This is a genomic window from Zhongshania marina (assembly GCF_002915595.1).
Classification (GTDB): Bacteria; Pseudomonadota; Gammaproteobacteria; order Pseudomonadales; family Spongiibacteraceae; genus Spongiibacter; species Spongiibacter marinus_B.
Window position 1 is genome coordinate 38,498 of record NZ_PQGG01000009.1, and the last position, 12,490, is coordinate 50,987.

The following is a 12,490-nucleotide window of genomic DNA, read 5'->3' on the forward strand; positions in this document are numbered from 1 at the left end:
ACCTAGCTGTCACTCAACATCCTTGGCTTTTATACCTGAGTGTAAATTAGTTTCATCTGCTGTTTTATTGCCGCGCAAATTATGAAACAGCGGCGGTACACACTCAATAAATTCGAATGTTAATAAGGCAGACTATTCCACTACCGCCAATTATTTGAAATCAGCCGCACTATGCCTCTCTAGTACGCGCTCATTTTCCGGCCCCCACGCCCTATTCACCCGTCGGCCGCGCTTAACTGCTGGCCGCTCAGCAATCTGATTCGCCCAGCGCAATACGTGGGTGTAGGAGGCAACATCCAGAAACTCAGCGGCATCGTAAAGCTGCCCCTGTACGAGCGCGCCATACCAAGGAAAAGTCGCTATGTCAGCAATACTATAATCGTCACCACAGAGATAGGTGTTTTGCGACAAATGTTTATCTAAGACGTCTAATTGCCGCTTTACTTCCATACTATAACGGTCAATGGGGTACTGATATTTTTCTGGCGCATAGGCGTAAAAATGCCCGAAGCCGCCGCCCAAAAACGGCGCGCTGCCCTGCTGCCACATCAGCCATGATTGGCAGGCGGCACGAGCGGAGGGGTCTTTAGGGTAGTAAGCGTCAAATTTCTCGGCTAAGTACAAAATTATCGCCGCTGACTCAAATACGCGAATAGACGGGTTAACGCTACGATCCTGCAATGCTGGTATCTTGGAATTGGGGTTTATATCCACAAAGCCACTGCCGAATTGCTCGCCCTCACCAATATTAATGGTGTAGGCATCATACTCAGCCGCGCTAATACCCAGCTCTAATAACTCTTCCAACATCACGGTGACTTTTACACCATTGGGCGTCGCCAATGAATACAATTGTAGAGCGTGATCACCCACAGGCAGCACCTTGTCGTGGGTCGCACCAGATATCGGCCGGTTAATATTACTGAATTTACCCCCGCTTTGATTATCCCACTTCCACACCGCCGGCGGGGTATAACTATTCGAGTCTGACATGGATAAACACTCCTAATATTTCAATTCATACCAGCAAGCCTACTACAGCTACGCAATATTTAGACGCTACTTGCCAATCACTGTTACATATCCCATAAAAATCTATACTAAGGCTTGCGCCACAGACATAGCACAAAAGCCCTTCAATCCGCGGCTCGTGCAGCAGGCAACACATCACGCGTCTTACTTGGCCGCCAAAAACCCTGATGAATTGCCAATGCCAATAATATAAGCCCTGCCCCCAACAACATTGCCACAGAAACAACTTCATCCGCCAGCATAACGCCCAAGAGTATTGCCATAATTGGGGTTATAAACGGAATCAAGGAAACCGTCTCAACTGCCATATGCTTCAATATGGAATAGTAGGCGACAAAGCCAACCAAGGAAGCAAAGAGCGACAGGTATAGCAACGACGCCAGCGACAGCGGACTAATATGGACAGGCTCAAGCCCAAATATAAATACCCAGCTCAAACCCAGCCCCGGCAAGGCGAATGCCATAGCCCCCAAGGCCTGTTCTAGCGGATCTACCGCCATCGTCGCATTGAGCTTTTTCACCCACAGCGCACTCGCCGAGAACAATGTATTTGATAGCAACATGAGGCCAATACCAATATAACTCTCCTCACTGACCGTCACGTCGTCCAGCACAATACAAACTAGACCCAAGCTAGCCAGCGCAATCGCAAATATCTTGCGCGGCTGTAATAGGTTCTCCCCCAGAATAGGCTTGGCAAGCACCGCAGTAAAAAACGGGGTCAACCCAAATAGCAGCGCAATCAAGCCCGAGGACAAATACCCCGCCGCAAAATAAACCAATGCCATATTGGGAAATAGGCTGATCGACGCCGCAAAATATAATTTCCAATGACGACGAATCGACAAGCCAGCAAAACCGCCAAGGGTGCAAATAACGCTACCTACCGCAAATGCCAGCGCAATTCGCAGCGATAGCCCCGCAATAGGCGCAAGAGAATCACCACCCAGCTTAATCGCCAGCGGCGTGGTGGCCCAAATAAATATGACCAAAACATAGGTCAACCGTACAAGCATGATCGTCTACCTAAATACTTGCCGAGACAGTTATCTGTGGTCTTTAACGAAAAAGGCCGCAGAGGGTGGGTCTGCGGCCTTTGAGAAATTTTGCGTTTTTACATCAATGCATCATTTTTCCGCCGCACGCCACACCACCCAGCGCAATGCAATATTGCGTTTGGCTGCGGCAAGCATGACAGGACAAATAAAATGCATGGGAATTAGTCGTTCATCTTGAAAATTGAGTACCACCCGACTATAGGAGAAGAACAAGTCACTGCGCAAGCCTTTCTTGCGCAAAAAATTTGGTATAAGTCGGCAGAGCTAAAATTTCAGCATCGGGATCAACAAGACTCAGCTCACAGAATCATCCTTAAAGGTCTTCTAGACGATTTGCGGAATGTGCCATCAACATTAATTGATGCTCCTCCACGTCAAGCAATTGTTCCAACATATCCGCTGCAGGGGTTGCGGCGCTGCGGCTCAATAGGTGGCTAAACAGCGCCATCAATTGCTGATGTATTCCGCGCACTTCATCCATAAGTTCATTTGCAGAAAAGTGCGCCCAGCGCTCATCTTTAATCGCTGTATCCGGCAACGGCTGCTTATTCAAAAATTCTGTACACCACGTCCCCAAGGCATTGTCGCTCTCAACCACTTCAAAAGCCGCAACGGTTTTAGCAAGTTGACGCTCATGGTCAGCAATATAACTACTCAGCATTTTTAAGCGTTCGTCCTTAGATTGGGCGACACTAGCCTCGATAAAATCAGCCAAATTACTATGGAAGCCACTTGACCACCTTATAACATCACCCATTGTTTCAATATGCATAGCCACTTTTCTCCTGATCGCTAATAATTCCTCGTTCGATGAGTATTCCTGCTAATTGTGACAGACGAATATGCTCAGATACTCACGAGAAATATTTCAAGGAGGCGAGGATTCGATAATACACAGAGGATTAGCGACGTTCAGGCGGATAATTCTTTCGATAGGTCGCAGACCCCATAGCGTCAATCTGCAGATCAATCATTTTGTAAAATGCCGGCAGAATGGCTGAATAATCCTGTTCCGACGACAAAGCATTAAGCGCCGCTACCGCCGCTTCAATCGTCGACAAACCATCATCTCTTGGCGATTTCCTGATTTTATATTGAGAAGCTACATCTGGCTGAATCGCCAAACGCCGCAGTTCACTCAGCCACGGGTTCAAGTGCATCAGACGAGCAACCTTGCGCCAGGTGCCATCCAATAAAATAATATTTTTGAAATTTGTACTTACTGCTTGCTCTGCGGTGAGCGCGCCGTCCGAAGGGAATACCAGCAAAGTCTCTTCTCGCCAAGCCGAGCCGAAAATCTCATCGGGGTCAAAATGTTCACCCACAAAACGAGCTGCCCCCTCAATCGACTTTTCTAATAACGGCGCAGATGAAAGTGCGTGTTTGGCCTCTTTCACATCTTGTAAAATGACGATTCGATAAGGACTGGCCATTGTCACCATTACATCGCATAAGCAAGTTTTTAAAGGTCGCTCACAATCGACACAAACAGCGCGCTTTATCATATGGATACCAGCAAAATAACAATTAAGACAAGGTAGAACACTTTAGCGACGGCTACTGGTAACTAGCTGACGATCGAAGATCCAGAACAAGATGAAATGAATTAGCCTGAACTGAAAATCCGCTTTTGCAAAACACCATCGATCTTTCAAATAATTTCCAAGCCTACAAAACAATTTGCGCTATTTTTTTCGCACAGCTTTTTTGGCTTTCTTTGCAGGCTTGGCTGGCTCTGGCCGCTCCGCTGCGCGCTCAATCCAGAATAAGGCATCTAAATAATTAACATAGCGATTTAAATATTGCGGTGATAAATCCCGCATTGCGGTCAGCGATTTTAATGCCAGCATCTGCGGGTTTAGCGGCCCCGGACTTTCTGGCCCTTGCTGAATCGCTATTTCAACCCGCCGTTCTATAGAGCGGCGCTGCTGAAATACCTGCATTTTCTGACTCGCTTTTAGTGGCTTTTGAGCTGTTGCAGTCACTTCATTTTGCGATTCAAGCAAAGCCTCTGCAGCATACTGCGCGCCCGCCAAGCTCTGGTTTTCTTGCTCTTGTAACTGTCGCTCTAAGGCCGATGCCGTCGCATTGAGAGGCGCTTGTTTTTGATCTAACACCTGCCGCAATTCAATAATCTTGGTTATGGTATTTGCATATGCTGCGCTCGGTTTACAGGCCACTTTCTCAGCGGAAGATTGTTGATCAGCACGGTAAGCGCTTAAAGCGGTAAAAGCTTTATTTTGCAATATAACTTGCACCGGCGCGCGAGCATGGACAGCCCGCTCAAGTAGCGATTCAATAAAACGAAAACGAGTGGGATCAAAGCGATCCCCGTTGGCTTCTCGCAGAGTGCTTAACTCTTGTTGCAGCTCAGAAAGCATTGCCTAGGGCACCTGTGATTCTGAATTTTGCACCCTCGGCACCGGCGCCATCTCTACTCGGCGGTTTTGCGAACGGCTTTCGCTATTGCTGTTCTCTACTACCGGCTGCTGTGCGCCGAAGGCGGCGGCAAACACCATATCCGCAGGCATGCCCTCTTCGATAAGCGCGCGGGTAACGGTAAGGGCGCGCTGAGCTGACAGCTCCCAGTTATCTCGGAAGTGTAAATTGCCTTTTTGAATAGGCAAGTCATCGGTAAACCCGCTCACCATCAGCAGTTGTTCATTCTCGCCTAAATACACCTGCAGCGGCGCCCTTAAGGTATGTAATAATTCGCGGCCTTCTTCTTGCAACTCCGCAGAATTCAATGAAAATAAAACACTGCCGCTAATACCGATTTTGCCGTCGCGCAACGTGACTCTGCCGGCAGCTAATGGATCGGCAAGTGCTTCTTCTAAAGCCTGACGACGCTGCTCCGCCACCTCACGTTTTTGTATTTCTTTTTCTAAGCTTTGCGACAACTCGAGCTGAAAACCCAAGGCCCATACCAGCAACAAAACAAATACGCCAACGAGGCCTGTCATCAGGTCGCCGAAGATGGCCCAAATAGGCGGTTCTTGGTCTAAGCCATTATCTAATTCAGAGATGCTCACGCCTGCGCTTCCTCACGACTAGTCGCCGCGCCACTGCTTAAGCTCTGCAGCTGATTGATGATCTCTTGGTGCGCGAGCATATTGTGGTCAATAATTTCCCGCGCCTGCGCAACGTAGTAGGCCATTTGTTCGTCGCTGCGCTCACCGCTGCCCTGCAAGCCCGCCTCTACTTTTAAGAGTGTGTCGATCAGCCCGCCGTTGGCCTCGCTAAACTGGGTCACTGCTGATGCGAATGCATCACCCAAACTCGCCAGCTCGGCACTACTGCCTTCAAAATGTGCCACGATATCCGACAATTTACTGGATTCTTTTTCAACATTTTCGCCAAAGCGCTGACTGATATCGGCCAGCAAACCTGATGAATTGCTTAGAATCGTTTCAACCGCTTCGCGCTGCCCCGCCGCCGAACTTTGCAGTGACTCAGACAAGCCATTCAGCTGCTCCATCAGCACACGACGCTCATCCAGCAAACTATTGTCGCGCTCAATATTCTCGTTCATTTCTGCGCGCAATTTAGTCATTATTTCCGCTGCGATACGCGGCGTTTCAGAAGCGGATTCAATCAAGCGCCCCATTGGCTCTTCAAGTGCATTCGCCAAGCTCGCTAAATGTTCAGCAACCGCCGCTTGCAGCTCGTCTAAACGATTCACCGCCGCCTCGCCGCGCTGTGTCTCTAGCATTTGAAGACTTTGCAACTCACCTTTTATAGTCGCAGTCATATCACTCATGCGCTGCTGGTAACTTGCCAGCCAATCACTTTCACCCTGGGTGCGCGCCGCCACCAATTCTTCAGAGCTCGACAGCAATTTAGTAAATTCTGCCATCAACTCTTGGCTGCCAGCACGGGCATTTTCGCTCAAGGTCTCGGCATTGCTGCGCAATAAATCTGCACTTTGATCAAACACCGCCGACCAATTCGCCAAACGCTCCTGCTCCGCAGATTGCTGTCTCGCCACCCAATCTTCACTGACGGTATTAAAACTCTTCAGCAAGGATTGCGAGCTGTTTTCAAACTGTTCAGCAAGCTTTGCGAAGCGTTGATCCATGATCGCTAATAAAGATTCACTGCCCGCCTGCTGAGTGCTGACTGCCTGCTGCCAAGCCTGCTTGAAATCCTCTGAGGTATTTGCGTAACGCTCACCTAAATTCTGCAAATGATTTTCGGCAGTGCATTGCATGTGCTCTTGACTGCGCTTTAAATCATGGCGAATATCATTTACAAACGTCGAAATAACCGGCGCGATATTTTCCCCCGCAATGCGCCCGCTATCGGCAAGGCTTTGTTTAAGCGAGACGCCCACAGAGTTGGCAAGTTCTGTATATTGGCTTTGAGCAGCCGCGTGAAATTGTTCTTGCTGGCGCGTTAACGTCGCCGCCAAGTCATCGCCCATTTTTGCTAAGCGATCAGCTAGAACCGTCAGTTGCTGCGCTACCGCTGGCAAGGCATCTGCCTGCGACTGCATGGCCGCATAACTTTGGCGACGCTGCTGACTCAATGAAAACGGTTTAAATACCGTGCTCATACTGGTGTCTAATTGCCGCGACACCTGCAGGCGTTCACGACGGCTTAGTGTCGAGATCAAACCCAACATCGCCGACGCACACACCCCCGCCACCGAGGTCGCAAATGCCATGCCTAAGCCTTTAATCGGCGCAGCTAAACCAGCGCGAACGGCTTCTAGTTCATTGGTGCCCTCAAGGGCCACCACGGCGCCTTTTAAGGTGGCAACCATACCAATAAAGGTGCCTAGCAAACCGAGCATCACCAGCAGGCCGATAATATAAGGGCTCAGCACTGGCGCCGGTAAACCGACATACTCCCCTTGAACCCGCTGACGCACCGCATTGCGCAATGAGTCAGGAATTTTCGCCAACCACGCCTCTAAATCTTGCAGAGAATCATCAACACTCGACAAGGCCCCACTCAAGGCTGCACTCGCCTGTTGATAGCGCACTAATTCTGCAAAGCCAACGGCGTAAGCCGCCGCTATCAATATGGTCACACCCAGTGCCAGCGCATTGCTACCGACAAATGCCGATGCCATCCAAACCACTACTACAGCGCCTATGGCAAACGCAGCTATCGAAATCATTCTTGTCATTGTGTCTTCTCTACTTCAAATTCTAATGCTTCTAACATGCCTATCACCGGCATCAGTCGCAATTCTAGTTCGGCGAGTAAAACCGCCTGCATCTCACGGATAAAACGGTCTAGCCAGCCATCTTTTTTCAGCCAAAGGCTGGCGTCATCGGCAACCGAACTTGTCGCCCCGTCGTTAAGCCGCTCTTGGCGATATTGCTGGTTTAAAGAATAAAAGCGCTTTGCCAGTAAATGTGGAATACCGGCAAAAGCGCGACGGCTAAAGTCCGCCATCGTATCTGCCATACTGCTGTCTAAGGCAGCCAACTGGGCAAGCTCAGGGGTGCGCCCCGCCATAATGTGCTGCAACTGACGCCGCAACGTCACTACGCGATGATCCATCTCACTTTGGTGCAGCGAATAAAAACGCTGATAGGCGACAAAGCCCGCATTCGGATCGTCTAGGGTGTCACGATTTGGCCTTGGCAAAATAAAAGACGATGCCCCGCCAGCGGGAGCTTCATCGCCCTCAAGCACAAAGCTATTAACAATAAACCCCAGCATCTCAGCGCGGGCTTGCAAAAACACGGTATTCGCATTGTCACTGCTCTCTGCTGCCGTAAACGGCTTTTTCTTTAAACCCCGCAAGGACTCAGCCAAGACAATGGCATCAGACAAGCTAATCAACTCACCCAGCTTGTCGGCAAACTGGATTTGACTCAGCTCGCCATCCACCACCGCCAACTCAAGCAAGACGCGCTGTAGCCGAGAACTTGTGACTGGAATGGGCTTCATAACATCCTTAACGAAGGCAAAACCACGCTGCCAACGCGGCGAAAGAGTAGATCAACGTGAATCTTTGCACTGCCAGATGGGAAAATCTGATAAGCGGAAATGACTACGGCCGATTCGAGGTTTTGCCAAAGTACTGTGACGCACCTACTTTTTGCGACCAATTATCGCTATTTTACCAGCAACTTCAAGGATTAGCGGCCAGACAGCGACGCCGAGCGCCGCCCCACCTTAACTCACTTCCTCCCGTAGACATCTTTTAAATACGCCATAATATCCACGGACTCAAACATGCTCACGCCGGTATTGGGGTCAATTAAATACGGAACCTGCGAGCGGCCGGTTAACTCCCGCAGGCGCTGACGATTTGGACTGGTGATGGGCGCATCAGGAAACCAGCGCGAACGCACCAGCGGCGGGCCCATCTCCTGCCAGCGGGATTTTGCAAAATTACGCAAGATATAAGGGATTTCCAGCTCTGTCATCAGCTCTCGCACCGGCCGCGAATAGGGGCTAGATTCAAAACTAAATAACTCTAATGGCTGCTTCGCTGCATAAGACGGCGCCGCCTTCAATCCGCGAACACCGCCAACGGAACGGGCAGCGCTTGCGGCCATAGATCCCGTCACCGCCAATTGCCGCCGTAATCCCCGTGGCGAACGACGCCGCGCATTTCCATAGTGCTTGTAAAGATGATCGATAATATCGGCAGACTCTAAAATTTGGTCGCCGGTATTGGGGTCTAGTAGCAAGGGAAACTGACTGACGCCACTGATATCCAGTGCATCTGGCCTAAAGCGCATACCACCGACTGGACAGGGATATATCACGGCATCTAAATCTAACTCACACAGCACCTCTCTCACCAAGCGGCAGTAGGGACAGGCTTCAATGTCGTAGAGCACCAACATTTTTTCAGGCTGCCTGGTCTTTTCACCACCAAACGCAGCGGTACCGCGCCAAGCCCGCGCTGAACTCGCCACCACCGAACTGAGTAAATCAAACATTGCCATACATCCTCTTCATTAAAACTGTGTATATATCGGCAGCATACGCAAATTATGGCGCAGTAGGGCAATATAAATTGCGCAATACTCGCTACAGTGCGCCGACGCGCTACCCATCCAATACATGGCCTGAAAATAACAATCCCTAGGATAAACGCTTCCAATGCCAAGCCTAAACGACCCACTAACACTACCCTGCGGTGTGGTATTGCCAAATCGCCTATTAAAATCTGCAATGACCGAAGGCCTCGCTAATCTCAACGACCAAACCACTTCGCGGCTGTCTGCACTGTACAAACGCTGGGCGGAAGGCGGCACCGGCACCTTAATCACCGGCAATGTAATGGTAGATCGCCGCTTTCTTGAGCGCCCCGGCAATGTGGTGATCGACGGCAACGGCGGCGAAGCGGCCCTACAAGATTGGGCCAAGGCCGGCACCTGCGCAAACAACCAACTGTGGATGCAAATAAATCATCCTGGGCGCCAGTGCCAGCGGCAGGTCTCTTCCAGACCACTAGCCCCCTCAGACGTTGGTATCGACCTAATCGGTATGTTCGGCAGGCCACAGCCAATGACCGACATCGATATAAAGCAAACCATCACTCGCTACGCCAAAGTCGCGGCCAGTGCCAAAGCCGCTGGATTTACCGGTGTTCAAATACACGCCGCCCACGGCTATCTCATCAGTCAATTTTTATCACCGTTGGCCAATACCCGCAGTGACCAATGGGGTGGCAGTCTTGAAAACCGTGCACGCTTTCTTCTAGAAACCGTCGCAGCGGTGCGCGAAGCCGTAGGCCCAAACCTTGCGATCTCAGTAAAACTGAATTCGGCGGATTTCTCTAAGGGCGGATTCAGTCATGACGACAGCTTACAAGTCGCCCAATGGTTATCAGAGGCGGACATAGATTTATTAGAAATATCCGGCGGCACCTACGAAAAGCTAGCGCTAATGGGCGACGAAACCGAAAAAGCAGGCGCTGAATCTAGCCAACATCGCGAAGCGTATTTTCTTAAATACGCCGAGGGCATCCGCAAGGTCACTCGTATACCCTTAGCCATTACCGGCGGTTTTCGCAGTCGCGCAACTATGCAAGCTGCGCTAGATAGTGGCGCATTAGATGTCATCGGTCTCGGTCGACCACTGTGTTCACAGCCAGATATACGAGCGCTGCTCAACGGCCGGCAAACGACCTTGCCAAACTGGGAAGGTGAGTTACGACTTGGCTCGGGATGGCTTGGCCCCAAAAGCAGCAATCAAAAAATCCGCACACTTAATTTTGGTGCCGCCACCCAATGGTATTACCGACAGATAATTGATCTTGCAGAAGGACGTGAACCAAACACCCACACCGGGCTAATACGCGTTATGTTTAAGCACATGGCGACGGAGCGGCGAATGGCTACGCGGCGGGCGAAGTTACAAAATAAAAAGTAATCCGCATATCAAGCAGCATCCGCAATGCTGATATTAAAAAGCAGCGCCACCACCATCACCTGAAAAACAGCAAGGAATACGACACAGGCTCGCACATCTGATAATCTCCCTTAAGAAAATAGCGGGAACGAAAAGTGAATTTTTCTCCCCCAGCTTACAGGAGTCTGTGCATGGACAAATGGACCAGTGGCGAGCAAGTACATAGCAGCTCCCCGATACCGGCGAGAAAACTGCTAAATATTTATGCCGCGTTTATTGCCTATACCGCCTACCTACAAATCGACACGATCATCACATTTGGGGAAGTGCGCAGCGCAGACTTTAATTCATTACTCTACGTCCTCACCTTAATTTTTACGGCAGCGGGAATATTCTGTTTTTCAAATTCATTTAAAGTCTTCACTCAGACTTTTTGGAAATTATTTTCAATATGGTTCGCTATCGCCGGCGCATATTGGCTATTTGATACCTACGCCGACTGTCAGTGTGCCTTAGAAAGTGTTTTTACCCTAGCTATCAATATATTCGTCGGCTATCTCGGTGTCTTATGTGTTCTGTACTTTTATATAAATGCAAAAGATATTTGGCAGCAAAATGCGAATATTAATAAGCCCGTAGTCGTCGACTCAAAATTTATTGCTATTGCCTTATCCTGCATTGGCCTACTAGCCCTATTACGCGCAGTCGACAACAGCGGCATTTTTATTCACGATCAAATATTAACGGTGAAAGCCTCTTGGATGCAGGAACCCGTTACTATTAGTTACCCCGCCAGCGCCAGACAAAAAAGAATCGAAGGCTCGTCTATATTTGATCTGCAGTTTGATGAAGGTGGCCAACTTGTAAAGTGGGAGATTATACAATCGTCAGCAGACATATTAGATAATGCCGCGCTAGAAGGTTTGAAAAGAGCCACATTATCAGAGGGAAAAGAAAGCAATCAAAAGATCAAGATCACCTTCAAACTAGAGTAGTCACAATTGCGGCATAACTGACAGCATTTCTAGCTTAAAGGTAACCTTCCACTGCTGAATCAGCTCCTTATTAGCTAACAATTTTGCATTTTCAACCGCCTTTAAAACCGACTTATCAAACAATTTTTCGCCGGAAGACTGTAACAAGCATGCGCTGGAAAATTCGCAATTTTTATTAAATGAAATTTCAACAATGACCGAAGCTTCCACCCCCTTGCGTTTAAGCTCCCCTGGGTATTTCATCGTAATCGGAGCGGCCATCCACGAAGCTTGAACTTCGAGGAACTCGTCTCGGCTATTAAACTGTTTAACTTTTCGATATCTTTTTACAGCCGGCGCAATAAGCAAGACCAATAAAATCGCAAACCACAGAACGAGCAGTAATTTCTCAGTATTCAAATAAGCCTCAAACTAAATAGATCAAGATAAAACGACTAATCCGAAAAATCTGGGGTCAAGGTGTAAGGCTTGTACTCAGCGCCGCTGTCCACATTATTCTGAGGCGCTGGCTCGACTGCCGCAGGGGCAGGGCTTGGTGCGACAACTTGCCGTGCACCCACTGCTGCCGCTTTTTGTCTATCGGCATTAATAGCGAGGACGACTGATCTAAAGACGATCATAAAAACATCTTCGCGATCACCCTTGTCAAATAAATCACCTTTTTCGCTTGTTCCCATACTCGCCACCGTGCGCCCGCTGAGGTAGTCCTGAAAAGCGATTCCCATCACAATCCGGTCACTATCACCACTGACAGAAACTCGTGCACCTAAGACTTGTTTCTTTTGGGCATAGGGGAGATTGTCGTACTCCTTAGAGCCCACCACCGCTAGATGATAGTCTGCAATGGCATTGCCAAATCGTATATCCAAGCCATAGGCGGCACTATTGTCGTCGCGGTCAATGACCACATATTTATAATTTGCAAAGCTAAACCCATTGGAATACACCACTGTCTCATTGCCCGCACAGGCAAGTAACAACACAGATAGCATGATCAAAAACACTGACTTCATCGCCTACTCCATAGCCTTAATAATAATCTAGCACTCAAAAATTGCCGCTCAAGCAGCATATATT

General features: G+C 49.2%; 13 protein-coding genes. 2 read left to right on the forward strand and 11 right to left on the reverse strand.

The window, feature by feature from the left end; translation table 11 throughout:
- Window positions 1-150 precede the first annotated feature (150 nt).
- From yghU to C0068_RS03885, 9 genes are all read right to left on the reverse strand, one after another.
- Window positions 151-993, reverse strand: a complete 843-nt coding sequence (gene yghU / locus C0068_RS03845; RefSeq protein ID WP_103683180.1) for a glutathione-dependent disulfide-bond oxidoreductase — start codon at window positions 991-993, stop codon at window positions 151-153.
- Between the two features lie 143 nt (window positions 994-1,136).
- The gene (locus C0068_RS03850; protein WP_103683181.1) at window positions 1,137-2,048 is read right to left on the reverse strand and encodes a DMT family transporter; all 912 of its coding nucleotides are present in this window, start codon (window positions 2,046-2,048) and stop codon (window positions 1,137-1,139) included.
- A 355-nt stretch (window positions 2,049-2,403) separates the two neighbouring features.
- A complete protein-coding gene (locus C0068_RS03855) occupies window positions 2,404-2,862 on the reverse strand; it encodes a hypothetical protein (protein ID WP_103683182.1) in 459 nt (152 codons plus the stop codon).
- A gap of 130 nt (window positions 2,863-2,992) precedes the next feature.
- Window positions 2,993-3,595: a tRNA-uridine aminocarboxypropyltransferase gene (locus C0068_RS03860; RefSeq protein WP_103683183.1), complete on the reverse strand. Its 603-nt coding sequence runs from the start codon at window positions 3,593-3,595 to the stop codon at window positions 2,993-2,995.
- Between the two features lie 180 nt (window positions 3,596-3,775).
- The gene (locus tag C0068_RS03865; RefSeq protein WP_103683184.1) at window positions 3,776-4,471 is read right to left on the reverse strand and encodes a DUF2894 domain-containing protein; all 696 of its coding nucleotides are present in this window, start codon (window positions 4,469-4,471) and stop codon (window positions 3,776-3,778) included.
- Between the two features lie 3 nt (window positions 4,472-4,474).
- On the reverse strand, window positions 4,475-5,122 hold the full coding sequence (locus C0068_RS03870; RefSeq protein ID WP_233208727.1) for an OmpA family protein: 648 nt from the start codon (window positions 5,120-5,122) through the stop codon (window positions 4,475-4,477).
- Complete coding sequence (locus tag C0068_RS03875) at window positions 5,119-7,224, reverse strand: DUF802 domain-containing protein (protein ID WP_103683185.1); 2,106 nt, start codon at window positions 7,222-7,224, stop codon at window positions 5,119-5,121. The genes C0068_RS03870 and C0068_RS03875 overlap by 4 nt, the downstream gene beginning before the upstream one ends.
- A complete protein-coding gene (locus C0068_RS03880; protein ID WP_103683186.1) occupies window positions 7,221-7,997 on the reverse strand; it encodes a DUF3348 family protein in 777 nt (258 codons plus the stop codon). The genes C0068_RS03875 and C0068_RS03880 overlap by 4 nt, the downstream gene beginning before the upstream one ends.
- A gap of 233 nt (window positions 7,998-8,230) precedes the next feature.
- Complete coding sequence (locus C0068_RS03885) at window positions 8,231-9,007, reverse strand: glutathione S-transferase N-terminal domain-containing protein (protein ID WP_199176105.1); 777 nt, start codon at window positions 9,005-9,007, stop codon at window positions 8,231-8,233.
- Window positions 9,008-9,164: 157 nt separating this feature from the next.
- On the opposite strand from C0068_RS03885, the gene C0068_RS03890 reads away from it, so the two are divergent.
- Window positions 9,165-10,439, forward strand: a complete 1,275-nt coding sequence (locus C0068_RS03890; protein WP_103683187.1) for an NADH:flavin oxidoreductase/NADH oxidase family protein — start codon at window positions 9,165-9,167, stop codon at window positions 10,437-10,439.
- A gap of 170 nt (window positions 10,440-10,609) precedes the next feature.
- A complete protein-coding gene (locus C0068_RS03895; RefSeq protein WP_103683188.1) occupies window positions 10,610-11,413 on the forward strand; it encodes a TonB family protein in 804 nt (267 codons plus the stop codon).
- Here C0068_RS03895 and C0068_RS03900 read toward each other — a convergent pair whose 3' ends face one another.
- Together C0068_RS03900 and C0068_RS03905 are read right to left on the reverse strand one after the other, a co-directional pair.
- A complete protein-coding gene (locus tag C0068_RS03900; RefSeq protein WP_103683189.1) occupies window positions 11,414-11,812 on the reverse strand; it encodes a TonB family protein in 399 nt (132 codons plus the stop codon).
- A 35-nt stretch (window positions 11,813-11,847) separates the two neighbouring features.
- Window positions 11,848-12,426, reverse strand: a complete 579-nt coding sequence (locus tag C0068_RS03905) for a hypothetical protein (RefSeq protein WP_103683190.1) — start codon at window positions 12,424-12,426, stop codon at window positions 11,848-11,850.
- Window positions 12,427-12,490 lie beyond the last annotated feature (64 nt).

What these genes read in the sequence shown, in the direction of transcription:
- C0068_RS03865 (WP_103683184.1), bottom strand. Translation starts at nt 4,471, where the DNA reads ATGCTTTCTGAGCTGCAACAAGAGTTAAGCACTCTGCGAGAAGCCAAC.
- C0068_RS03885 (WP_199176105.1), bottom strand. Translation starts at nt 9,007, where the DNA reads ATGGCAATGTTTGATTTACTCAGTTCGGTGGTGGCGAGTTCAGCGCGG.
- C0068_RS03860 (WP_103683183.1), bottom strand. Translation starts at nt 3,595, where the DNA reads ATGATAAAGCGCGCTGTTTGTGTCGATTGTGAGCGACCTTTAAAAACT.
- C0068_RS03875 (WP_103683185.1), bottom strand. Translation starts at nt 7,224, where the DNA reads ATGACAAGAATGATTTCGATAGCTGCGTTTGCCATAGGCGCTGTAGTA.
- C0068_RS03880 (WP_103683186.1), bottom strand. Translation starts at nt 7,997, where the DNA reads ATGAAGCCCATTCCAGTCACAAGTTCTCGGCTACAGCGCGTCTTGCTT.
- C0068_RS03905 (WP_103683190.1), bottom strand. Translation starts at nt 12,426, where the DNA reads ATGAAGTCAGTGTTTTTGATCATGCTATCTGTGTTGTTACTTGCCTGT.
- C0068_RS03890 (WP_103683187.1), top strand. Translation starts at nt 9,165, where the DNA reads ATGCCAAGCCTAAACGACCCACTAACACTACCCTGCGGTGTGGTATTG.
- C0068_RS03855 (WP_103683182.1), bottom strand. Translation starts at nt 2,862, where the DNA reads ATGCATATTGAAACAATGGGTGATGTTATAAGGTGGTCAAGTGGCTTC.
- C0068_RS03850 (WP_103683181.1), bottom strand. Translation starts at nt 2,048, where the DNA reads ATGCTTGTACGGTTGACCTATGTTTTGGTCATATTTATTTGGGCCACC.
- C0068_RS03895 (WP_103683188.1), top strand. Translation starts at nt 10,610, where the DNA reads ATGGACAAATGGACCAGTGGCGAGCAAGTACATAGCAGCTCCCCGATA.
- yghU (WP_103683180.1), bottom strand. Translation starts at nt 993, where the DNA reads ATGTCAGACTCGAATAGTTATACCCCGCCGGCGGTGTGGAAGTGGGAT.